General features: G+C 69.8%; 21 protein-coding genes. 19 read left to right on the top strand and 2 right to left on the bottom strand.

Translation table 11 applies throughout. From position 1 onward, the window contains the following. Positions 1-19 precede the first annotated feature (19 nt). The 14 genes from ACWDA7_RS04800 (at position 20) to ACWDA7_RS04735 (ending at position 14850) form a co-directional block, all read left to right on the top strand. Positions 20-952: a phosphatidylinositol mannoside acyltransferase gene (locus ACWDA7_RS04800; RefSeq protein WP_450602766.1), complete on the top strand. Its 933-nt coding sequence runs from the start codon at positions 20-22 to the stop codon at positions 950-952. Continuing rightward, positions 949-2139 (top strand): glycosyltransferase family 4 protein, encoded by a 1191-nt coding sequence (locus tag ACWDA7_RS04795; RefSeq protein WP_450602765.1) that lies wholly within the window; start codon positions 949-951, stop codon positions 2137-2139. Before ACWDA7_RS04800 ends, ACWDA7_RS04795 begins: the two co-directional genes overlap by 4 nt. Before the next feature lie 102 nt (positions 2140-2241). Then, the gene (locus tag ACWDA7_RS04790) at positions 2242-2787 is read left to right on the top strand and encodes a hypothetical protein (protein WP_450602764.1); all 546 of its coding nucleotides are present in this window, start codon (positions 2242-2244) and stop codon (positions 2785-2787) included. A gap of 257 nt (positions 2788-3044) precedes the next feature. Continuing rightward, a complete protein-coding gene (gene pdxS, locus ACWDA7_RS04785; protein WP_311696060.1) occupies positions 3045-3956 on the top strand; it encodes a pyridoxal 5'-phosphate synthase lyase subunit PdxS in 912 nt (303 codons plus the stop codon). 48 nt (positions 3957-4004) lie between these two features. Further along, positions 4005-4613, top strand: a complete 609-nt coding sequence (gene pdxT, locus ACWDA7_RS04780) for a pyridoxal 5'-phosphate synthase glutaminase subunit PdxT (protein ID WP_450602763.1) — start codon at positions 4005-4007, stop codon at positions 4611-4613. Between the two features lie 48 nt (positions 4614-4661). Continuing rightward, positions 4662-5414, top strand: a complete 753-nt coding sequence (locus tag ACWDA7_RS04775; protein WP_359389991.1) for a YebC/PmpR family DNA-binding transcriptional regulator — start codon at positions 4662-4664, stop codon at positions 5412-5414. A gap of 223 nt (positions 5415-5637) precedes the next feature. Beyond that, positions 5638-6168 (top strand): crossover junction endodeoxyribonuclease RuvC, encoded by a 531-nt coding sequence (gene ruvC / locus ACWDA7_RS04770; protein WP_450602762.1) that lies wholly within the window; start codon positions 5638-5640, stop codon positions 6166-6168. Next, a complete protein-coding gene (gene ruvA, locus ACWDA7_RS04765) occupies positions 6165-6770 on the top strand; it encodes a Holliday junction branch migration protein RuvA (RefSeq protein ID WP_450602761.1) in 606 nt (201 codons plus the stop codon). Before ruvC ends, ruvA begins: the two co-directional genes overlap by 4 nt. 40 nt (positions 6771-6810) lie before the next feature. Further along, positions 6811-7881 carry a Holliday junction branch migration DNA helicase RuvB gene (gene ruvB / locus ACWDA7_RS04760; RefSeq protein WP_450602760.1) on the top strand — a complete coding sequence of 357 codons (1071 nt, stop codon included), beginning with the start codon at positions 6811-6813 and terminating at the stop codon, positions 7879-7881. 164 nt (positions 7882-8045) lie between these two features. Further along, complete coding sequence (gene yajC / locus ACWDA7_RS04755; RefSeq protein WP_450602759.1) at positions 8046-8552, top strand: preprotein translocase subunit YajC; 507 nt, start codon at positions 8046-8048, stop codon at positions 8550-8552. Between the two features lie 135 nt (positions 8553-8687). Further along, the gene (gene secD, locus ACWDA7_RS04750) at positions 8688-10463 is read left to right on the top strand and encodes a protein translocase subunit SecD (protein WP_450602758.1); all 1776 of its coding nucleotides are present in this window, start codon (positions 8688-8690) and stop codon (positions 10461-10463) included. 3 nt (positions 10464-10466) lie between these two features. Further along, the gene (gene secF, locus ACWDA7_RS04745; RefSeq protein ID WP_450602757.1) at positions 10467-11582 is read left to right on the top strand and encodes a protein translocase subunit SecF; all 1116 of its coding nucleotides are present in this window, start codon (positions 10467-10469) and stop codon (positions 11580-11582) included. Beyond that, complete coding sequence (locus ACWDA7_RS04740) at positions 11579-12118, top strand: adenine phosphoribosyltransferase (RefSeq protein WP_450602756.1); 540 nt, start codon at positions 11579-11581, stop codon at positions 12116-12118. The genes secF and ACWDA7_RS04740 overlap by 4 nt, the downstream gene beginning before the upstream one ends. A 203-nt stretch (positions 12119-12321) precedes the next feature. Continuing rightward, the gene (locus ACWDA7_RS04735) at positions 12322-14850 is read left to right on the top strand and encodes a RelA/SpoT family protein (protein ID WP_450602755.1); all 2529 of its coding nucleotides are present in this window, start codon (positions 12322-12324) and stop codon (positions 14848-14850) included. A gap of 115 nt (positions 14851-14965) precedes the next feature. Here ACWDA7_RS04735 and ACWDA7_RS04730 read toward each other — a convergent pair whose 3' ends face one another. Both ACWDA7_RS04730 and ACWDA7_RS04725 read right to left on the bottom strand, forming a co-directional pair. After that, positions 14966-16195, bottom strand: a complete 1230-nt coding sequence (locus ACWDA7_RS04730) for a DUF349 domain-containing protein (protein WP_432925665.1) — start codon at positions 16193-16195, stop codon at positions 14966-14968. Positions 16196-16330: 135 nt separating this feature from the next. Then, a complete protein-coding gene (locus ACWDA7_RS04725; RefSeq protein ID WP_450602753.1) occupies positions 16331-17155 on the bottom strand; it encodes a peptidylprolyl isomerase in 825 nt (274 codons plus the stop codon). A gap of 166 nt (positions 17156-17321) precedes the next feature. Between ACWDA7_RS04725 and ACWDA7_RS04720 the strand changes: the two genes are divergently transcribed. The 5 genes from ACWDA7_RS04720 (at position 17322) to rpsD (ending at position 22812) form a co-directional block, all read left to right on the top strand. Further along, complete coding sequence (locus ACWDA7_RS04720; RefSeq protein ID WP_450602751.1) at positions 17322-18029, top strand: MBL fold metallo-hydrolase; 708 nt, start codon at positions 17322-17324, stop codon at positions 18027-18029. A 13-nt stretch (positions 18030-18042) separates the two neighbouring features. After that, the gene (hisS, locus tag ACWDA7_RS04715) at positions 18043-19305 is read left to right on the top strand and encodes a histidine--tRNA ligase (RefSeq protein WP_450602750.1); all 1263 of its coding nucleotides are present in this window, start codon (positions 18043-18045) and stop codon (positions 19303-19305) included. Positions 19306-19763: 458 nt separating this feature from the next. After that, positions 19764-20420, top strand: coding sequence for a vitamin K epoxide reductase family protein (locus ACWDA7_RS04710; RefSeq protein WP_450602749.1), 657 nt, complete (start codon positions 19764-19766; stop codon positions 20418-20420). Positions 20421-20496: 76 nt separating this feature from the next. Continuing rightward, positions 20497-21852 (top strand): replication-associated recombination protein A, encoded by a 1356-nt coding sequence (locus tag ACWDA7_RS04705; RefSeq protein WP_450602748.1) that lies wholly within the window; start codon positions 20497-20499, stop codon positions 21850-21852. 345 nt (positions 21853-22197) lie between these two features. Then, positions 22198-22812, top strand: a complete 615-nt coding sequence (rpsD, locus tag ACWDA7_RS04700; protein ID WP_359390036.1) for a 30S ribosomal protein S4 — start codon at positions 22198-22200, stop codon at positions 22810-22812. Positions 22813-23000: the final 188 nt, after the last annotated feature.

The following is a 23000-nucleotide window of genomic DNA, read 5'->3' as shown; positions in this document are numbered from 1 at the left end:
GGGAGAACGGGGCGGCGGCGTGACCAGTCCTCGGGAGCGATTGACGGACGGGCTCTACGGCCTGGGCTGGAGCACGGTCAAGACCCTGCCCGAACCGGTCGCCGCGAGGCTCGGCCGCGGCATCGCGGACCTCGCCTGGAAGCAGCGCGGCAAGGGCGTGCAACGACTCGAGAGCAACTACGCGCGCGTGGTGCCCGGCGCCGGGCCCGAGCGGCTCGCCGAGCTCAGCCGGGCGGGCATGCGCTCCTACCTGCGCTACTGGATGGAGTCCTTCCGCCTGCCGGCCTGGAGCGTCGAGCGGGTGAAGAACGGCTTCGATCCCAAGGACCTGCACTTCCTGACCGATGGACTGGCCGCCGGGCGGGGCGTCGTCCTCGCGCTGCCGCACCTGGCCAACTGGGATCTGGCGGGAGCCTGGGTCACCACCGAGTTGCAGACTCCGTTCACGACGGTCGCCGAGCGACTCAAGCCGGAGACGCTCTACGACCGCTTTGTCGCCTACCGCGAGGGCCTCGGCATGGAGGTGCTCCCGCACAGCGGTGGCTCCGCGTTCGGCACCCTGGCCCGGCGGCTGCGCGACGGAGGCCTCGTCTGCCTGGTCGCCGACCGTGACCTGTCCGTCTCCGGGATCGAGGTCGCCTTCTTCGGCGAGACGGCCCGTATGCCCGCGGGACCTGCGCTGCTCGCCCAGCAGACAGGGGCGCTCCTCCTCCCCGTGACCCTCTGGTACGACGACTCGCCGGTCATGCAGGGCCGCGTACATCCCCCGATCGAGGTACCGGAGACAGGTACCCGGGCCGAGAAGACGTCTGTCATGACACAGGCGCTGGCAGACGCCTTCGCCACGGGGATCGCAGAACATCCGGAGGACTGGCACATGCTGCAGCGTCTGTGGCTCGCTGACCTGGATCCAGCCAAGGCTCGCCTTCGGCCCGAGAAGGGGACCTCGTGAGGATCGGCATCGTCTGCCCGTACTCCTGGGACGTGCCGGGTGGCGTCCAGTTCCACATCCGTGATCTGGCCGATTACTTCATCCGTCTGGGACACCAGGTCTCCGTCCTCGCCCCCGCGGACGACGACACGCCCCTGCCGCCCTACGTCGTCTCCGCCGGCCGTGCCGTCCCGGTGCCCTACAACGGCTCGGTGGCCCGCCTGAACTTCGGCTTCCTCAGTGCGGCCCGGGTGCGGCGCTGGCTGCACGAGGGCCGGTTCGACGTGATCCACATCCATGAGCCGGCCTCGCCGTCGCTCGGTCTGCTGGCCTGCTGGGCGGCACAGGGCCCGATCGTGGCGACCTTCCACACCTCGAACCCGCGCTCCCGGGCGATGGTCGCCGCGTACGCGATCCTCCAGGCGGCCCTGGAGAAGATCAGCGCACGCATCGCGGTCAGTGAGTACGCCCGGCGCACGCTGGTGGAACACCTGGGCGGCGACGCGGTGGTGATCCCGAACGGAGTGGACGTCGACTTCTTCGCGAAGGCCGAGTCCAAGTCCGAATGGCAGGGCGAGACGATCGGCTTCATAGGACGCATCGACGAGCCGCGCAAGGGCCTGCCGGTCCTCATGAGGGCGCTGCCGAAGATCCTGGCTGCGCGCCCCGGGACAAGGCTGCTGGTCGCCGGACGGGGCGACGAGAAGGCGGCCGTGGAGACGCTCCCCGCCGAGCTGCGCTCCCGCGTGGAGTTCCTCGGAATGGTCAGCGACGAGGACAAGGCGCGCCTTCTACGCAGCGTCGACCTGTACGTGGCGCCCAACACCGGCGGCGAGAGCTTCGGGATCATCCTGGTGGAGGCGATGTCCGCGGGGGCGCCGGTGCTCGCCTCCGATCTGGACGCCTTCGCCCAGGTCCTCGACCGGGGCGCGGCGGGCGAGCTGTTCGCCAACGAGAACGCCGACGCACTGGCCGACGCGGCTGTGCGGCTGCTGGAGGACCCGGAGCGCCGCGCGGAACTGAGCGCGCGGGGCAGCGCCCATGTACGGCGCTTCGACTGGTCGAGGGTCGGGGCGGACATCCTCTCGGTCTACGAGACGGTGACGGACGGCGCGGCCGCGGTGGCGGCCGACGAACGGACGGGCCTGCGGGCTCGGCTGGGGCGCTCGCGAGGGACTGACGTGGAAGGCGCCCGGGGCGCCTCCTGAGCCGGTCCCTGGCGCGACAGGCCCGTGGTGGGGGTGCCGCCGCCGCTCAAGGAGGACCCGGTCGGGCCGAGCCCAGCAGGCGCACCGGTAGCCTTGCCGCCCGTGACCGCAACCCTCATCTGGATCCTTGTCGCTCTCATCGCGATCGGCCTCTACCTGAGCTGGACGGCGGGCCGCCTCGACCGGCTGCACTCCCGGATCGACGCGACACGCGCCGCGCTCGACGCGCAGCTGCTGCGACGGGCCTCGGTCGCCCAGGAGCTCGCGACCTCCGGAGTGCTGGACCCGGCCGCGTCGATCGTCCTGTACGAGGCCGCGCACGGGGCCCGGCAGGCGGAGGAGGAGCAGCGTGAGGTCGCCGAGAGCGAGCTGAGCCAGGCGCTGCGGGCCGTCTTCGGAGAGGCTTCGCAGGTGGACGCGGTACGCGAGGCCCCCGGCGGTGAGGCGGCCGCCCGGGAGCTGACCGAGGCGGTGCGCAGGGTGCCGATGGCCCGGCGGTTTCACAACGACGCGGTGGGGGCGGCACGGGCGTTGCGGCGCCACCGCAAGGTGCGCTGGTTCCGCCTGGCGGGCCACGCTCCGTCCCCGATGGCCTTCGAAATGGACGACGAGCCGCCTGCGGCGCTTACGGACCGTTCCGCTGTCTGAAGGCCCCGCCCGGCGGGCCACGCTCCGTTCCCGATGGCCTTCGAAATGGACGACGAGCCGCCTGCGGCGCTCACGGACCGTTCCGCCGTCTGAAGGCCCCGCCCGGCCGGGGTTCGGGGACACAAGCCGCCGGGCCGCATCCGATGTGCGGGGCAAAATGATCCACCGCCTCCGTATTGGCCCTTGCAGCGGCCCGTTCACCTCACGTTTCCTCGGTCCAGCAGAAATCCCTCTTTTTCAGAGTGAGGTCGAAACCCGTGTCCAGCACGCTCTCCACCCCCCAGACCCCCGAGACCGGCACCGCCCGCGTCAAGCGCGGCATGGCCGAGCAGCTCAAGGGCGGCGTGATCATGGACGTCGTCACGCCGGAACAGGCGAAGATCGCCGAGGACGCGGGCGCCGTCGCCGTCATGGCTCTGGAGCGGGTCCCGGCCGACATCCGCAAGGACGGCGGCGTGGCCCGCATGTCCGACCCGGACATGATCGAGGGCATCATCAACGCCGTCTCCATCCCGGTGATGGCCAAGTCCCGCATCGGCCACTTCGTCGAGGCCCAGGTGCTGCAGGCCCTCGGCGTGGACTACATCGACGAGTCCGAGGTCCTCACCCCGGCCGACGAGGTCAACCACTCCGACAAGTGGGCCTTCACCACGCCGTTCGTCTGCGGCGCCACCAACCTGGGTGAGGCGCTGCGCCGCATCGCCGAGGGCGCGGCGATGATCCGCTCCAAGGGCGAGGCGGGCACCGGCAACGTCGTCGAGGCAGTCCGCCACCTGCGCCAGATCAAGAACGAGATCGCCAAGCTGCGCGGCTTCGACAACCACGAGCTGTACGCCGCCGCCAAGGAGCTGCGCGCCCCGTACGAGCTGGTCAAGGAGGTCGCCGAGCTGGGCAAGCTCCCGGTCGTGCTGTTCTCCGCCGGTGGTGTCGCGACCCCGGCCGACGCCGCGCTGATGCGTCAGCTCGGCGCCGAGGGCGTCTTCGTCGGCTCCGGCATCTTCAAGTCGGGCGACCCGGCCAAGCGCGCCGCCGCCATCGTGAAGGCGACCACCTTCTACGACGACCCGAAGATCATCGCGGACGCGTCCCGCAACCTCGGCGAGGCCATGGTCGGCATCAACTGCGACGTCCTCCCCGAGAGCGAGCGCTACGCCAACCGCGGCTGGTAGTACCCGTCCGTCCGGACACCGCACGACATCACCGAGGACACCACGTACATGACCGACGCACCCGTCATAGGCGTCCTGGCCCTCCAGGGCGACGTACGGGAGCACCTCATCGCCCTGGCCGCGGCCGACGCCGTGGCCAGGCCGGTGCGGCGCCCCGAAGAGCTCGCCGAGGTCGACGGCCTCGTCATCCCCGGCGGCGAGTCCACCACCATCTCCAAGCTGGCCGTCCTCTTCGGAGTGATGGAACCCCTCCGCGCGCGCGTGCGGGACGGCATGCCCGTCTACGGCACCTGCGCCGGCATGATCATGCTGGCCGACAAGATCCTCGACCCGCGCTCGGGCCAGGAGACCATCGGCGGTATCGACATGATCGTGCGCCGCAACGCCTTCGGGCGTCAGAACGAGTCCTTCGAGGCGGCGGTCGACGTCGAAGGGGTCGAGGGCGATCCTGTAGAAGGCGTCTTCATCCGGGCGCCCTGGGTCGAGTCCGTGGGTGCCGAGGCCGAGGTGCTCGCCGAGTACGACGGTCACATCGTCGCCGTACGCCAGGGCAACGCGCTGGCCACGTCGTTCCACCCGGAGCTGACGGGCGACCACCGCGTGCACGCGCTGTTCGTCGACTTGGTGCTCGCCAAGCGAGGGGCGGAGTCCTTGTAGGATCTCTGACGTTCGTACAGAGTTGGGTTACGCGAAGGAGACAGGCAGATGTCCGGCCACTCTAAATGGGCCACGACGAAGCACAAGAAGGCCGTCATCGATGCCAAGCGCGGCAAGCTCTTCGCGAAGCTGATCAAGAACATCGAGGTCGCGGCACGGACGGGGGGCTCGGACCCCGAAGGCAACCCGACTCTTTACGACGCCATCCAGAAGGCCAAGAAGCAGTCGGTCCCGAACAAGAACATCGACTCCGCGGTCAAGCGCGGCGCTGGCCTCGAGGCCGGCGGCGCCGACTACGAGACGATCATGTACGAGGGCTACGGTCCCAACGGCGTCGCGGTGCTCATCGAGTGCCTCACCGACAACCGCAACCGCGCCGCCTCCGACGTCCGGGTCGCCATGACCCGCAACGGCGGCTCCATGGCCGACCCCGGCTCGGTCTCGTACCTGTTCAACCGCAAGGGCGTCGTGATCGTCCCCAAGGGTGAGCTGGGTGAGGACGACGTCCTCGGTGCCGTGCTGGACGCGGGCGCCGAGGAGGTCAACGATCTCGGCGAGTCCTTCGAGGTGCTCAGCGAGGCCACCGACCTGGTCGCGGTCCGCAGCGCTCTTCAGGACGCCGGGATCGACTACGACTCCGCCGAGGCGAACTTCGTCCCGACCATGCAGGTCGAGCTGGACGAGGAGGGCGCCAAGAAGATCTTCAAGCTGATCGACGCGCTCGAGGACAGCGACGACGTGCAGAATGTCTTCGCCAACTTCGACGTCAGCGACGAGGTCATGGAGAAGGTCGACGCGTAACGCTGCCGCGAACTCGACGTCGACGGCGGGCCGGTGGGACACGTCCCCCGGCCCGCCGTCGTTGTCAGTGGCAGCCGATAGCCTGGCGGCAGTCAATGATCACCGCCCACGGACCGCGCCCAGGCAAACCCGGTGGCGCCCGGCCAGGTCCGCGAGCGCGGCCGGGGCCGCCGCCCAGCGGTAGCCGGGGCGAGGCCGGCCGCACAGAGGGGAAGGGGCGTACGTGCGCGTACTGGGGGTGGACCCGGGGCTGACCCGGTGCGGGGTCGGCGTCGTCGAGGGCGTTCCAGGACGGCCGCTGACCATGCTCGGAGTGGGTGTCGTCCGCACACCCACGGACGCCGACCTCGGCCTGCGCCTCGTCGCCGTCGAGCAGGGCATCGAGCAGTGGCTGGACGAGCACCGGCCCGAATTCGTCGCTGTGGAGCGGGTCTTCAGCCAGCACAACGTTCGTACGGTGATGGGCACCGCCCAGGCCAGCGCCGTCGCCGTGCTCTGTGCCGCCCGCCGCGGCATCCCCGTCGCCCTGCACACCCCGAGCGAGGTCAAGGCCGCCGTCACCGGCACGGGACGGGCCGACAAGGCGCAAGTCGGCGCCATGGTCACCCGGCTCCTGCGGCTCGACGCGCCACCCAAGCCGGCTGACGCCGCCGACGCCCTCGCCCTCGCCATCTGCCACATCTGGCGCGCGCCCGCCCAGAACCGGCTCCAGCAGGCAGTCGCCCTGCACGCATCGAAAGGCCGTACCGCATGATCGCCTTCGTCAGCGGCCCGGTCGCCGCCCTCGCCCCGGACTCCGCGGTGGTCGAGGTGGGCGGCATCGGCATCGCCGTCCAGTGCACGCCGAACACGCTCTCCGGACTCCGGATGGGACAGCAGACCAAGCTCGCCACGTCCCTGGTCGTGCGCGAGGACTCGCTTACCCTGTACGGCTTCACGGACGACGACGAGCGCCAGGTGTTCGAGCTGCTGCAGACGGCGAGCGGCGTGGGCCCGCGTCTGGCCCAGTCCATGCTGGCGGTCCACAGCCCCGACGCCTTGCGCCGAGCCGTGGCGACCGGTGACGAGAAGGCGCTCATTGCCGTCCCGGGCATCGGCAAGAAGGGCGCGCAGAAGCTGCTTCTCGAGCTGAAGGACCGCCTGGGCGAGCCGATCGGTGCCCCGGCGGTCAGCGCTCCGGTCACCTCCGGCTGGCGCGACCAGCTGCACGCCGCGCTCATCGGCCTCGGGTACGCCACCCGCGAGGCCGAGGAGGCAGTCGCCGCGGTCGTCCCGCAGGCCGAGGCCGCCGGGGGCACGCCCCAGGTGGGTGCCCTGCTCAAGGCGGCCCTGCAGAGCCTGAACCGAGCCCGCTGAACCGCCCGCGCCACCACGAGACCGCAAGGCAGAGGAACCGATGAACTGGGACGACACGTCCGACACCCCCGCCCCCGAGCGGCTCGTCGGTGCGTCCGCCGACCGTGAGGACCAGGCCGTCGAGGCCGCGCTGCGCCCCAAGGACCTGGGCGAGTTCATCGGCCAGGAGAAGGTCCGCGAGCAGCTCGATCTCGTGCTCCGCGCGGCCCGGGCCCGCGGCGCCACCGCGGACCATGTGCTCCTGTCCGGCGCCCCCGGCCTCGGCAAGACCACCCTCTCCATGATCATCGCGGCCGAGATGGGCGCCCCGATCCGGATCACCAGCGGCCCCGCCATCCAGCACGCGGGCGACCTCGCCGCGATCCTCTCCTCGCTGCAGGAGGGCGAGGTCCTCTTCCTCGACGAGATCCACCGCATGTCCCGGCCCGCCGAGGAGATGCTCTACATGGCCATGGAGGACTTCCGGGTCGACGTGATCGTCGGCAAGGGACCCGGCGCGACCGCCATCCCTCTGGAGTTGCCGCCGTTCACCTTGGTCGGCGCCACCACCAGGGCCGGTCTGCTGCCGCCCCCGCTGCGTGACCGCTTCGGTTTCACCGCGCACATGGAGTTCTACGAGCCGGCCGAGCTGGAGCGTGTCATCCACCGCTCGGCGAACCTCCTGGACGTGGAGATCGACCCCGACGGCGCCGCGGAGATCGCCGGACGCTCGCGGGGCACGCCTCGCATCGCCAACCGTCTGCTGCGCCGTGTGCGGGACTACGCGCAGGTCAAGGCGGACGGAGTGATCAACCGCGAGATCGCGGGCGCCGCGCTCACCGTCTACGAGGTGGACGCCCGGGGCCTGGACCGCCTCGACCGTGCGGTGCTCGAGGCACTGCTCAAGCTGTTCGGCGGCGGCCCCGTCGGCCTGTCCACGCTCGCGGTCGCGGTGGGGGAGGAACGAGAGACCGTGGAAGAGGTCGCCGAACCCTTCCTGGTCCGGGAGGGCCTGCTCGCCCGCACCCCGCGCGGACGGGTGGCCACTCCGGCCGCGTGGGCACACCTCGGGCTCACCGCGCCACGGGGTGTCACCGGCGGAAACGGACAACAGGGCCTGTTCGGGGCCTGACGGCGCGGGACTCGCAGCGGCAGGAACCCCGGTGCCATGCTGAGCGTTGTTCCTTGCGTGCGGACTCGCTTAGACTCCGCCGATGCCGCCCTTATAAGCGGCGCCGACCCCTCCCATCCACCAGGCCGCCGATCGAGCGGTCGTGCGAAGGAAAATTCCGTCCCGTGAATATCGTGACCCTCCTCCTGTTCATCGTGCTGTTCGGGGCCATGCTCCTGATGACCCGCTCGGCCAAGCGCAAGCAGCAGCAGGCCGTCCATATGCGCAATGAGATGCAGCCCGGAAGCGGCGTCCGCACGATCGGGGGCATGTACGCGACGGTCAAGGAGGTCAACGAGGACACGGTCCTCGTTGACGCGGGCCCGGGCGTGGAGCTCCTCTTCGCGAAGAACGCGATCGGCGCCGTCCTCACCGACGACGAGTACAACCGCATCGTCCACGGCATCGAGCACGACCTGAAGGCCGAGGGCGCCGTCGTGCCGGACGACGTCTCCTCCCTCACCGAGCCCCATGACTCCGCTGCCGACGCCTCCGACGACAAGCCCGTCGACCTTGGCAAGAAGGACACGGCCGAGAAGGACTCCGCCGAGGAGGCCGCCGACGAGGCGGCCGACGCGAAGGCGGACGAAGCAGAGCCCAAGAAGACCGACGGCGAGGCCGACGCGAAGTAGCCGCCCTCCGGGACCGGAGCGCAGACACGCGCCCCGGTCCCGGATTGTGCGGTTTTCGCCCGGAGACCCGACACAATGTCATGGCTGCCCGCGCGCCGACCTCGCGCGCGGCGGCACGAGAGGGAGTACGAGAAGGTGGCAGCACCGAAGAAGGGCCGGAGCGCGAGCGCCCAGAGCAAGCCAGGGCGCTCGCTGGCCCTCATCCTGATCGCCATCGCGGCGCTCACCGGGGGCATGTTCGCCTCCGGGCACACCACTCCGCGTCTCGGCATCGACCTCGCCGGCGGTACGAGCATCACGCTCAAGGCGAAGAGCGGCCAGGAATCCGCGATCAACAAGACCAACATGGACACCGCGGTCGACATCATGAACCGCCGTGTCAACGGTCTGGGCGTGTCCGAGGCAGAGGTCCAGACGCAGGGCGATCGCAACATCATCGTCAACATCCCGCGGGGCACGAACTCCAAGCAGGCCCGGGAGCAGGTCGGCACCACGGCCAAGCTGTACTTCCGCCCCGTCCTCGCCACCGAGGTCGTCAGCCCGGCCGGCTCGGGCAGCCCCACGGCGAGCCCGTCCGGCAGCGCCTCGCCGGGCACCGGCAGCAAGGCGAGCTCCTCCAGCTCCGCGACGCCGTCCGGCTCCGCGACCCCCTCGGCAAGCGCCACCTCTCAGGGCCGCGCGGTCACCGACGCGCTGAAGGCCACCTCGTCGCCGTCGCCGTCCGGCTCCCCGTCGGCAACCTCGAGCGCGAGCCCCTCCGCCAGCGCCTCGCCGTCGGCGAGCGGCGGCGCCTCCGACGCGACCAGCAAGCTCCAGGCCGAGTACGCCCAGCTGAACTGCGCCGACAGCGCCGTCCGCGCCAAGACCGGCGTGGGCACCAAGCCCACCGACCCCACGGTGGCCTGTGGCCAGAACTCGCAGAAGCAGTGGCAGAAGTACCTCCTCGGCCCGGCCGAGGTCGCTGGAACGGACGTCAAGAAGGCCCAGGCGGTCTACGACACCCAGGGCGCCGGTGGCTGGAAGGTCACCATGGACTTCACGTCCGCGGGGTCCAAGAAGTTCGCGAGCATCACCGGCAAGCTGGCGCAGAACCAGGCCCCGCAGAACGAGTTCGGCATCGTCCTCGACGGTGAGGTCGTCTCCAGCCCGTACGTCAGCCAGGCGCTGACCGGCGGCAGCGCCGAGATCACCGGCAGCTTCGACCAGACCGAGGCCAAGGACCTGGCGAACGTCCTGTCGTACGGTGCGCTTCCGCTCTCCTTCGAGGAGCAGAGCGTCACCACCGTCACCGCCGCCCTCGGCGGTGAGCAGCTGCACGCCGGTCTGATCGCCGGTGCGATCGGTCTCGCCCTCGTCGTGATCTACCTGGTGGTCTACTACCGGGGTCTGTCGCTGATCGCGATCGCCTCGCTGATGATCTCGGCCGTCCTGACCTACGTCATCATGTCGCTGCTCGGCCCGACCATCGGCTTCGCGCTGAACCTGCCGGCCGTCTGCGGTGCCATCGTCGCGATCGGTATCACCGCGGACTCGTTCATCGTGTTCTTCGAACGCATCCGGGACGAGATCCGCGAGGGGCGCTCGCTGCGGCCCTCCGTCGAACGTGCATGGCCGCGTGCGCGGCGCACCATTCTGGTCTCCGACTTCGTGTCGTTCCTCGCCGCCGCGGTGCTGTTCATCGTCACCGTCGGCAAGGTCCAGGGCTTCGCGTTCACCCTCGGTCTCACGACGGTCCTGGACGTGGTGGTCGTCTTCCTGTTCACCAAGCCGCTGATGACCATCCTTGCCCGCCGGCAGTTCTTCGCGGGCGGTCACAGCTGGTCCGGTCTCGACCCCGAGCGCCTGGGCGCCAAGCCGCCTCTGCGGCGCACCCGTCGTCCCTCCGCCCCCGTCGACCCGAAGGAGGCGTGAGAGATGTCCAAGCTCGGCAACCTCGGCGCCAGGCTCCACCGAGGCGAGGTCTCCTACGACTTCGTCGGCAAGCGCAAGATCTGGTACGGCATCTCGATCCTGATCACCATCACGGCCATCCTCGGCCTGACGGTGCGCGGTCTCAACATGGGCATCGAGTTCCAGGGCGGTGCTGTCTTCACCACGCCCAGCACGAGCGTCTCCGTGGCGCAGGCCGAGACCTACGCCCAGGACTCCTCGGGCCACCAGGCGGTCGTGCAGAAGCTCGGTACGGGCGGTCTGCGCATCCAGATCGCCGGTATCGAGACCGGCAAGGCCGACCAGATCAGGGACGCACTCGCCAAGGACCTGAACGTCAACGCAGAGAAGATCAACGCCGATCTGGTCGGTCCCAGCTGGGGCGAGCAGATCGCCAGCAAGGCCTGGCAGGGTCTGGCGATCTTCATGGTGCTCGTGGTGATCTACCTCGCGATCGCCTTCGAGTGGCGCATGGCCGTCGCGGCCCTGGTCGCGCTGATCCACGACATCACCATCACCACCGGTATCTACGCCCTCGTCGGCTTCGAGGTGACGCCGGGCACGGTGATCGGTCTGCTGACGATCCTCGGTTACTCGCTCTACGACACGGTCGTCGTCTTCGACAGCCTCAAGGAGCAGACGAAGGACCTCACCAAGCAGACCCGCTGGACCTACAGCGACGTCGCCAACCTGTCGATCAACGGCACCCTGGTCCGCTCCATCAACACCACCGTGGTGGCGCTGCTGCCGGTGGCCGGTCTGCTGTTCATCGGTGGCGGTTTCCTCGGTGCGGGCACGCTGAACGACATCTCGCTGTCGCTGTTCGTCGGTCTCGCGGCCGGTGCGTACTCGTCGATCTTCATCGCCACGCCGCTCGTCGCCGACCTCAAGGAGCGCGAGCCGCAGATGAAGGCTCTCAGGAAGCGGGTCCTGGCCAAGCGCGCCCAGGCCGCCGCCGAGGGGGAGCTCGCCGGGGCCCGGGCCGGTGTCGAACCGGACGAGGGCGAACCGGAGGACTCCTCGCCCGCGGTCGTGGGCCAGCGTCACCAGCCCGCGTCCCGCACCCGCGGTCGCGGCCGGCCCTCCGGAAAGCGCCGATGACCGACATAACGGCGCTGCTGCTGAGCCGCATACGGGATGTGCCGGACCACCCGCAGCCGGGCGTGATGTTCAAGGACATCACCCCGCTGCTCGCGGACCCGGAGGCGTTCACCGCGCTCACCGACGCACTGGCGGAGCTGGCCGTGCAGCACGGCGCGACGAAGATCGTCGGTCTGGAGGCCCGCGGGTTCATCCTCGGGGCGCCGGCCGCCGTCCGCGCGGGCGTCGGCTTCGTCCCCGTGCGCAAGGCGGGCAAGCTTCCCGGAGCCACCCTGCGCCAGGCGTACGACCTCGAGTACGGCTCCGCCGAGATCGAGGTGCACGCCGAGGACCTCTCCGCGGCGGACCGCGTGATGGTCGTGGACGACGTCCTCGCCACCGGCGGCACCGCCGAGGCCTCCCTCCAGCTCATCCGCCGGGCGGGGGCCGGGGTCGCCGGAGTGTCCGTGCTGATGGAGCTGGGCTTCCTGGGCGGCCGTGCCCGCCTGGAGCCGGCCCTGGCCGGGGCGCCGCTGGAGGCCCTGCTTCAGATCTGAGCACCGCCGGATACACCGCCGCGCCAGGCGGAGGTCGGCCGCTGTACACACGAGACGGGCCCGGAGGAATCCGGCGCCCGTCTCGTGCGTTTCACCAAGGTGAAGCCGTCTCGACGGCCTGAAGGCGAGCCCGGCGCCAGGGATCGCTACCATGGGGTCTCCGGAGCCTGACCGGGGGACCCGGAACGCGCAGAGGAGCCCTCTTGGCAGACGAGGCCCAGCCACTGACCGCCGCCAAGCCCGAGCCGTCTTCGAAGGCCGCGGCGCAGCCTGCGCGGAGCGCGAAGAACGCCCCGCACGGGCCGGTGGAGCACGCCCAGTCGGCGCCCGTCGACCAGGCGGCCGAGCAGTCGCGCCCCAAGCCGGCCCCTGCCGAGCGCTCCGCGGCGGTCCGCCCCGCTCCGGCCCCGCCCACCCGCTCCGGCTCATCCAACCGCGTACGCGCCCGCTTGGCCCGCCTCGGGGTGCAGCGCGCCAACCCGTACAACCCGGTCCTCGAGCCTCTGCTGCGGATAGTGCGCAGCAACGACCCGAAGATCGAGAACGCGACGCTCCGCCAGGTCGAGCGTGCCTACCAGGTCGCCGAACGCTGGCACCGCGGCCAGAAGCGCAAGAGCGGTGACCCGTACATCACGCATCCGCTGGCGGTGACCACCATCCTCGCCGAGCTGGGCATGGACCCGGCCACCCTGATGGCGGGCCTGCTGCACGACACGGTCGAGGACACCGAGTACGGCCTGGACCAGCTGCGCCGCGACTTCGGCGACACCGTGGCCCTCCTCGTCGACGGCGTCACCAAGCTGGACAAGGTCAAGTTCGGCGAGGCCGCGCAGGCCGAGACCGTGCGCAAGATGGTCGTCGCCATGGCCAAGGACCCGCGCGTCCTGGTCATCAAGCTCGCTGACCGCCTGCACAACATGCGCACCATGCGCTACCTCAAGCGCGAGAAGCAGGAGAAGAAGGCGCGCGAGACCCTGGAGATCTACGCGCCGCTCGCCCACCGGCTGGGCATGAACACCATCAAGTGGGAGCTGGAGGACCTCGCCTTCGCGATCCTCTACCCCAAGATGTACGACGAGATCGTCCGGCTGGTCGCCGAGCGTGCCCCCAAGCGCGACGAGTACCTGGCCATAGTGACCGACGAGGTGCAGTCCGACCTGCGTGCCGCCCGGATCAAGGCGACGGTCACCGGGCGCCCGAAGCACTACTACAGCGTCTACCAGAAGATGATCGTCCGCGGCCGCGACTTCGCGGAGATCTACGACCTGGTCGGCATCCGCGTTCTCGTGGACACGGTCCGCGACTGCTATGCGGCACTGGGCACGGTCCACGCCCGCTGGAACCCGGTTCCGGGGCGGTTCAAGGACTACATCGCGATGCCCAAGTTCAACATGTACCAGTCGCTGCACACGACGGTGATCGGACCCAACGGCAAGCCCGTCGAACTCCAGATCCGCACCTTCGACATGCACCGTCGCGCAGAGTACGGCATCGCCGCGCACTGGAAGTACAAGCAGGAGGCCGTCGCGGGCGCCTCCAAGATCCGTACTGACGCGCCTCGTTCGAGCGCCAAGAACGCCAAGGACCACGACGCCGTCAACGACATGGCGTGGCTGCGCCAGTTGCTCGACTGGCAGAAGGAGACCGAGGACCCGAGCGAGTTCCTCGAGTCCCTGCGCTTCGATCTGTCCCGCAACGAGGTCTTCGTCTTCACCCCGAAGGGCGACGTCATAGCGCTTCCGGCCGGTGCCACCCCGGTGGACTTCGCGTACGCGGTCCACACGGAGGTCGGCCACCGGACCATAGGGGCCAGGGTCAACGGCCGGCTGGTCCCGCTCGAATCCACCCTGGACAACGGGGACTTGGTGGAGGTGTTCACCTCCAAGGCGACCGGGGCGGGGCCGTCCCGCGACTGGCTCGGCTTCGTCAAGTCGCCGCGCGCCCGCAACAAGATCCGTGCCTGGTTCTCCAAGGAGCGCCGCGAGGAGGCGATCGAGCAGGGCAAGGACGCGATCGCACGGGCGATGCGCAAGCAGAACCTGCCGATCCAGCGCATCCTGACGGGCGACTCCCTTGTCACCCTGGCCCATGAGATGCGCTACCCGGACATCTCGTCCCTCTACGCGGCCATCGGCGAGGGCCATGTCGCCGCGCAGAACGTCGTGCAGAAGCTGGTGCAGGCGCTCGGCGGCGAGGAAGCCGCCACCGAGGAGATCGACGAGGCCGTTCCGCCGGCCCGGGGCCGTGCCCGCAAGCGGCGCCGGAACCAGGACCCCGGTGTCGTCGTCAGGGGCGTCGATGACGTCTGGGTCAAGCTGGCCCGCTGCTGTACGCCCGTCCCCGGCGACCCGATCATCGGCTTCGTCACCCGCGGCAGCGGTGTGTCCGTTCACCGCAGCGACTGCGTCAACGTCGAGTCGCTGTCCCGGGAGCCGGAGCGCATCCTCGATGTCGAGTGGGCCCCGACGCAGTCGTCGGTCTTCCTCGTCGCGATCCAGGTCGAGGCTCTGGACCGCTCACGGCTGCTCTCGGACGTCACCCGGGTCCTGTCCGACCAGCACGTCAACATCCTCTCGGCCGCGGTCCAGACGTCCCGCGACCGCGTGGCCACATCCCGCTTCACCTTCGAGATGGGCGACCCGAAGCATCTGGGCCACGTCCTGAAGGCGGTACGGGGCGTGGAGGGTGTCTACGACGTGTACCGCGTGACCTCGGCCCGCAGGCCCTCCTAGCCCGTAGGCACACGAAAGGGGCTCTCGTACCCACGTACGGGAGCCCCTTTCTCGTGCGCGTCCGCACAGGACCTGGAGCCCGGGCGGCGCAGCCCAGGCCCGGTCCGCCCGGTCCTCAGCCGCCGAACTCCTGCAGGCCCTTCAGCGCCTGGTCCAGAAGGGCCTGGCGCCCCTCAAGCTCCTTCTGCAGCTTCTCGGCCTTCGAGGTGTTGCCCGCGGTACGAGCCTGCTCGATCTGGCCCTGCAGCTTGTCCACGGCCGCCTGCAGCTGACCGGTGAGACCCTCGGCGCGGGCCCGCGCCTCCGGGTTGGTCCGGCGCCACTCGTTCTCCTCGGCCTCCTGGATGGCGCGGTCGACCGCGTGCATCCGGCCCTCGACCCTGGGACGCGCGTCGCGCGGCACATGGCCGATGGCCTCCCAGCGCTCGTTGATCGAGCGGAAGGCGGCCCGGGCGGCCTTCAGGTCCGTGATCGGCAGGAGCTTCTCGGCGTCCTCAGCCAGCTCCTCCTTCAGCTTGAGGTTCTCCGACTGCTCGGCGTCCCGCTCGGCGAAGACCGAGCTGCGTGCCGCGAAGAAGACGTCCTGTGCACCGCGGAAGCGGTTCCACAGGTCGTCCTCGTGCTCACGCTGGGCCCGGCCCGCTGCCTTCCACTCGGCCATCAGCTCGCGGTAGCGCGCGGCCGTGGGACCCCAGTCGGTCGAGGCGGACAGCCCCTCGGCCTCGGCGACCAGCTTCTCCTTCGTCTTGCGGGCGTCCTCGCGCTGTGCGTCCAGCTGTGCGAAGTGCGCCTTGCGACGCTTGGAGAAGGCCGACCTGGCATGCGAGAAGCGGTGCCACAGCTCGTCGTCCGATTTCCGGTCGAGCCGCGGCAGCCCCTTCCAGGTGTCCACCAGTGACCTCAGCCGCTCGCCGGCCGACCGCCACTGGTCGGACTGGGCCAGTTCCTCGGCCTCGACGACCAGCGACTCCTTGGCATGCCGGGCCTCGTCGGACTGCTTGGCCCGCTGCGCCTTGCGCTCCTCGCGGCGCGCCTCGACGGACTCCACGAGCTTGTCCAGTCGCGTCCGCAGCGCGGCGAGGTCGCCGACCGCGTGGTGCGCCTCCACCTGCTCGCGCAGGTGGCCGATCGCGGTCTCGGCATCCTTCGCCGACAGGTCGGTCGTCTGTACTCGCTTCTCGAGGAGGCCGATCTCGACCACCAGGCCCTCGTACTTGCGCTCAAAATAGGCCAGCGCCTCCTCAGGGGAGCCGGCCTGCCAGGAACCGACGACCTGCTCGCCGTCGGCCGTACGCACGTACACGGTCCCCGTCTCGTCGACGCGGCCCCACGGGTCGCTGCTCACAGCGCCTCCTCCACATGATGCCTGCGAGGAGCCTCAGCGCCCCCGGGCATCGTCCACAGTTTCGTCACGGCCAACATAGGCGACCGGCGGGGCGGCTGTCCGCATCCCGCGCGACCGAAATTTCGCAGTTGACGGTCAGGATTTCGCCACTGTGGCCTTGTTGATCACGACCGTCGCGTTCGGTGCACCGTCACCCGCACCCGTGCTCTCGCCGGCGGCGGCGATTTTCTTGAGCACGTTCATGCCGGCCGCGTCGATGGTGCCGAACGGAGTGTAGGTGGGCGGCAACTGACTGTCCTGGTACACCAGGAAGAACTGGCTGCCACCGGTGTGCTTCTGGCCGGTGTTCGCCATGGCGATCGTGCCCGCCGGATACACGTTCCCCTTCAGGCTCGCGTCCTTCAGGTTCTCGTCGGGGATCGTGTAGCCGGGACCGCCCGCGCCAGTGCCCTGCGGGTCGCCGCACTGCAGCACGTAGATGCCGTTGGTGGTGAGGCGGTGGCACTTGGTGTGGTCGAAGAAGCCCTGGCCCGCAAGGAAGTTGAACGAGTTGACGGTGTGCGGGGCCGCGGCCGTCTTCAACGCGATACCGATGTCACCGCAGGTGGTCGCGAGCTTCATCGTGTACTTCGCCGAGGTGTCGATGGTCATCGCCGGCTCCTTCTTCCAGCTCAGCGACTTGACCTGGCCCTCGGCGGGCTTGGCACACGGGTCCGGCGCCTTGCTGGCCGCCGCGGAGGCGCTCGGCGTCACCTCCGCGCCGGCGTTGGCCTTCTTGTCGTCGCTCTTCAGCGCCCCGGTCGTGTACAGGGCCAGGCTGGCCACCACGACCACGCCCACCACTGACGCGATGACGGACGTGCGCATGCGTGACTTGCGCCGTGCGTCGGTACGCCGCTGCTGCTGCCGCAAGAATTTCTCCCGGGCGAGCTGTCGCCGCCGCTGTTCCTGGCTGACCACGGGGTTCTCTCCTCATGCGTCTGGTACGCGTCCGGTGCGCGTGCGTCCTGTGTGCCGACTGCATGCGCGTGCCCCGTACCGTATATGGGTTCGCTGAGGAATCGGCAGCGCCGGTAGGCTCTGACCCACAGCCAGTCACCCCCGTACTACACAACGAAGGACGATCGTGCTGATTGCCGGGTTCCCCGCCGGGGCCTGGGGGACCAACTGCTACCTGGTCGCCCCCGCCGCGGGTGAGGAGTGCGTGATCATCGACCCGGGCCACCAGGCCGCCCAGGGAGTCGAGGAGGCGCTCAGGAAGCATCGGCTCAAGCCCGTAGCTGTCGTCCTCACCCATGGCCACATCGACCATGTGGCCTCGGTCGTCCCCGTGTGCGGCGCACACGGGGTACCGGCGTGGATCCACCCCCGGGACCGGTACATGATGAGCGACCCGGAGAAGGCGCTCGGGCGGTCCATCGGAATGCCGCTCATGGGTGAGCTCACCGTGGGGGAGCCCGACGACGTCAAGGAGCTGACCGACGGTGCGAGGCTCGAGCTGGCCGGTCTGGAGCTGTCCGTCGCGCATGCGCCCGGTCATACCAAGGGGTCGGTGACCTTCGGCCTGCCCGAGGCGGCGGACATCCCGCCGATCTTCTTCTCGGGCGACCTGCTGTTCGCCGGCTCCATCGGACGCACCGACCTGCCCGGCGGTGACATGGCCGAGATGCTCGACTCGCTGGCCCGTGTGTGCCTGCCGCTCGACGACTCGACCGTGGTGCTGTCCGGCCACGGCCCACAGACGACCATCGGCCAGGAGCGCGCCACCAACCCGTATCTGCGGCAGGTGGCCGCCGGCCAGGGAGCCCAGCCCGCTCCCCGACGAGGAATGTGACGAGAGACCTTCCGTGAGCACCTTCAAGGCCCCCAAGGGCACGTACGACCTGATTCCGCCCGAGTCCGCCAGGTACCTCGCCGTGCGCGAGGCGATCGCCGCCCCGCTGCGGAAGTCCGGCTACGGCTACATCGAGACGCCCGGCTTCGAGAACGTCGAACTCTTCGCCCGCGGTGTCGGTGAGTCCACCGACATCGTCACCAAGGAGATGTACGCCTTCGAGACCAAGGGCGGCGACAGGCTGGCCCTGCGCCCCGAGGGCACCGCCTCGGTGCTGCGGGCGGCTCTGGAGGCCAACCTGCACAAGGCCGGCAACCTGCCGGTCAAGCTCTGGTACTCGGGCTCCTACTACCGCTACGAGCGCCCCCAGAAGGGCCGCTACCGTCACTTCTCGCAGGTCGGCGCGGAGGCGATCGGCGCCGAGGACCCGTACCTCGACGCCGAGCTGATCATCCTGGCCGACCAGGCCTACCGCTCGCTTGGCCTGCGGAACTTCCGCATCCTGCTGAACAGCCTCGGCGACAAGGAGTGCCGCCCGGTCTACCGCAGCGCGCTCCAGGACTTCCTGCGCGGCCTCGACCTGGACGAGGACACACGGCACCGCATCGACATCAACCCGCTGCGGGTGCTCGACGACAAGCGGGAGTCCGTGCAGAAGCAGCTGACGGGCGCCCCGCTGCTGCGCGACTACCTGTGCGACGCCTGCAAGGCGTACCACGAGGAGGTGCGCGAGCTCCTCACGTCGGCGGGCGTCTCTTTCGAGGACGACCCGAAGCTGGTGCGCGGTCTGGACTATTACACGCGCACGACGTTCGAGTTCGTCCACGACGGCCTGGGCTCGCAGTCCGCGGTGGGCGGCGGCGGCCGCTACGACGGCCTGTCGGAGATGATCGGCGGTCCCGCGCTGCCGTCCGTGGGCTGGGCGCTGGGCGTCGACCGCACGGTGCTGGCCCTCGAGGCGGAGGGTGTCGAACTCGAACTGCCCGCGTCCACCAGTGTGTTCGCGGTCCCGTTGGGCGAGGAGGCCCGCCGGGTCCTGTTCACCAAGGTCATGGAACTGCGCAAGCTCGGCGTCGCGGCCGACTTCTCGTACGGGGCCAAGGGCCTCAAGGGCGCGATGAAGAACGCGAACCGCAGCGGCGCCCGCTACACGATCGTGGCGGGCGAGCGGGACCTCGCGGAGGGCGTGGTCCAGCTGAAGGACATGGAGTCCGGGGAGCAGGTCGCGGTCGGCGTGAACGAGATCGTGGCGGAGCTGGAGTCGAAGCTCGGCTGATCCGGTGCCCGGGGCCCGGGTGTCTACCCGGGCCCTTCGTTGCGAGAGCGAGACGGAGGGCGCGTCTCACGCTGAACGTCAACTCCGTGCGTGCCGGGTAGTCCGGCCGGACGATGCTCGTTCTCAGAGGCGTGCGAGCCTGCCGGGTGAAGATCCAGGCCGAGTACGAGCCCCGGACCCAGTCGCGGATCACCCGACCCGGAGGATTTCCGCTACGGCGGTGCCGCCCGGAATATCGGGGCCCGGACAGGCGAAATCGCCGGTGGCGCGGGGGACGCCGGGAGGGATTCCTGCGGCCCTGACCGCATGTGTCGCAGACCACGGGCACCGGCCAAAACCGAACGCTCCGGTCCGATCTCGCGTATCTGCTTATGTCCATCGAACGGTGGTCACACAGACGCGTGCGGCACAATGACCCGTGACCCCAGGTCCAACTCTCGAGTATCGGAATCGACGTGATGAGCAAGACGACAGTGAAGGACGTCTCCACCGAGTCGACCGAGCCGGAGCGCACGCAGTCACCCCGGACGGTGGGTGGCAGCCGTGCGTTCGCCCTGCTGCTGGTGATCACAGGTGCGGCCGGCCTGCTCGCCGCGTGGGTCATCACGATCGACAAGTTCAAGATCCTTGAGGGCAAGGTGAGCGGCAAGACGTTCACCCCCAGCTGCAGCATCAACCCCATCGTGTCCTGCGGCAGCGTCATGGAGAGCAAGCAGGCCGCCGCCTTCGGCTTCCCCAACCCGATGCTCGGCCTCGTCTGCTACGGCATCGTGATCTGCGTCGGCATGACCCTGCTGACCCGCGTGAGCTTCCCGCGCTGGTACTGGCTCACCTTCAACTTCGGCACGCTCTTCGGTGTCGCCTTCTGCACCTGGCTGCAGTTCCAGTCGCTGTACCGCATCAACGCGCTCTGCCTGTGGTGCTCGCTGGCCTGGGTCGCCACGATCACCATGTTCTGGTACGTGACCTCGTTCAACGTGCGCAACGACCTGCTGCCCGCCCCGCGCCCGGTGAAGAACTTCCTCGCCGAGTTCACCTGGGTGCTCCCGCTCACCCACGCCGGCATCATCGCCATGCTGATCCTGACCCGGTGGGGCAGCCAGCTCTGGGCCTGAGCCTGTCCATCATCGCCGCACGCCGCCGGGCATCTGGCCCGGCGGCGTTGTCAGTGGTGTGACATAGGGTTTCACCGTGGAGCCCGACCTGTTCACCGCCGCCGCCGAAGAACGCCAGGAGAAGGACCCGACCGGCAGCCCCCTGGCGGTCCGTATGCGCCCGCGCACCCTCGACGAGGTGGTGGGCCAGCAGCACCTGCTCAAGCCGGGATCCCCGCTGCGCAGACTGGTCGGCGAGGGCAACGGCGGGCCCGCCGGACCCTCCTCGGTGATCCTCTGGGGCCCGCCCGGCACCGGCAAGACGACACTTGCGTACGTCGTCTCCAAGGCCACCAACAAGCGCTTCGTCGAGCTGTCGGCGATCACCGCGGGCGTCAAGGAGGTCCGCGCGGTCATCGACGGCGCCCGCCGCGCCACCGGCGGCTTCGGCAAGGAGACCGTCCTCTTCCTGGACGAGATCCACCGCTTCAGCAAGGCCCAGCAGGACTCCCTGCTCCCGGCCGTCGAGAACCGCTGGGTGACCCTGATCGCGGCGACCACCGAGAACCCGTACTTCTCGGTGATCTCCCCGCTGCTGTCCCGCTCCCTGCTGCTCACGCTCGAACCGCTCACGGACGACGACGTACGCGGCCTGCTCCGCCGGGCCCTGACCGACGAGCGCGGCCTCGCGGGCGCCGTCACGCTGCCCGAGGACACCGAGGCCCATCTGCTGCGGATCGCCGGCGGCGACGCGCGCCGTGCCCTGACAGCCCTGGAGGCCGCCGCCGGGGCCGCGCTCGACAAGGGCGAGTCGGAGATCGGTCTGACGACCCTGGAGGAGACCGTCGACCGCGCCGCGGTGAAGTACGACCGCGACGGCGACCAGCACTACGACGTGGCGAGCGCCCTGATCAAGTCCATCCGCGGCTCGGACGTCGACGCCGCGCTGCACTATCTGGCCCGCATGATCGAGGCAGGGGAGGACCCCCGCTTCATCGCCCGCCGCCTGATGATCTCCGCCAGCGAGGACATCGGCCTCGCCGACCCCAACGCGTTGCCGATGGCCGTCGCCGCCGCCCAGGCCGTCGCGATGATCGGCTTTCCGGAGGCCGCGCTCACCCTCAGCCACGCCACGATCGCCCTCGCCCTGGCCCCCAAGTCCAACGCGGCGACCACGGCGATCGGCGCCGCCATGGAGGACGTCCGCAAGGGACTGGCCGGCCCCGTGCCCCCGCACCTGCGCGACGGGCACTACAAGGGCGCCGCCAAGCTCGGCCACGCGCAGGGGTACGTGTATCCGCACGACCTGCCGGAGGGCATCGCCGCCCAGCAATACGCCCCCGACGCACTCAAGGACCGCGAGTACTACACGCCGACCCGGCACGGCGGGGAGGCGCGGTACGCGGACGCCGTGGAGTGGACCCGCAAACACCTGCGTCGCAAGCAGCCGTAAGCAGCCTGTAGACTTCTTCGAAGCGCTGCGTCCCGTGTCCGGTACCTCACAAAAGGGGAGCCGGCACCACCAGAGCGGGACATCCAGCCGGAACCCCACGCCTCACCGCGCGGGGATCCAGGAGCGTCGCGCACCGTCGAACGGTGTCGCGGGCAGCCCACCACCTCCCCGGCAGCCCCGGGGTACGGGTCGGTGGGCCACTCGCGTGCTGCACGTATGTGCCCAGACCAGGGGAGCGGCTGCCCGGCAGGTCCATGTGACCCGCGGGGATTCCCCGGCTGCGGATGCGACCTCCCCTAACCCTGGTGAAGCCGAATACACAGAGAAACACGAGGTGTTTGGTTCATGGCGAACCAGTCCCGCCCCAAGGTCAAGAAGTCGCGTGCCCTCGGCATCGCGCTGACCCCGAAGGCCGTCAAGTACTTCGAGGCCCGCCCCTACCCGCCGGGCGAGCACGGCCGCGGCCGCAAGCAGAACTCGGACTACAAGGTCCGTCTGCTGGAGAAGCAGCGTCTGCGCGCTCAGTACGACATCTCCGAGCGTCAGCTGGTCCGTGCCTACGAGCGTGCCTCCAAGGTGCAGGGCAAGACCGGTGAGGCCCTGATCATCGAGCTGGAGCGTCGTCTCGACGCGCTGGTCCTGCGTTCGGGCATCGCCCGCACGATCTACCAGGCCCGCCAGATGGTCGTCCACGGCCACCTCGAGGTCAACGGCCAGAAGGTCGACAAGCCGTCGTTCCGCGTCCGTCCCGACGACGTCGTGATGGTCCGCGAGCGCAGCCGTCAGAAGCCGCTGTTCGAGATCGCCCGCGAGGGTGGCTTCGCCCCCGATGGTGAGACCCCGCGCTACCTCCAGGTGAATCTCAAGGCCCTGGCGTTCCGCCTGGACCGCGAGCCGAACCGCAAGGAGATCCCGGTGATCTGCGACGAGCAGCTCGTCGTCGAGTACTACGCCCGCTGATCATCCGTCCGCGGACGTAGCACTCCCAACGCGCAGCCCGTCGTCCCCCGCCCTTCCGGGCGAGCGGGACGGCGGGCTGCCGCGTCTTCCGTACCCGGTCCCAAATCCGGTACGGACCGGCCGTCCCGGCGCGATAGGCTCGGGGGACGACTTTTCGATGTTCAGGCACGTTCTAGGGAGCGGGTGCG

Source organism: Streptomyces sp. NPDC001156 (assembly GCF_053598275.1).
Note: the sequence above shows the minus strand (reverse complement) of the source record. Positions and strands in the feature narration are given on the sequence as shown.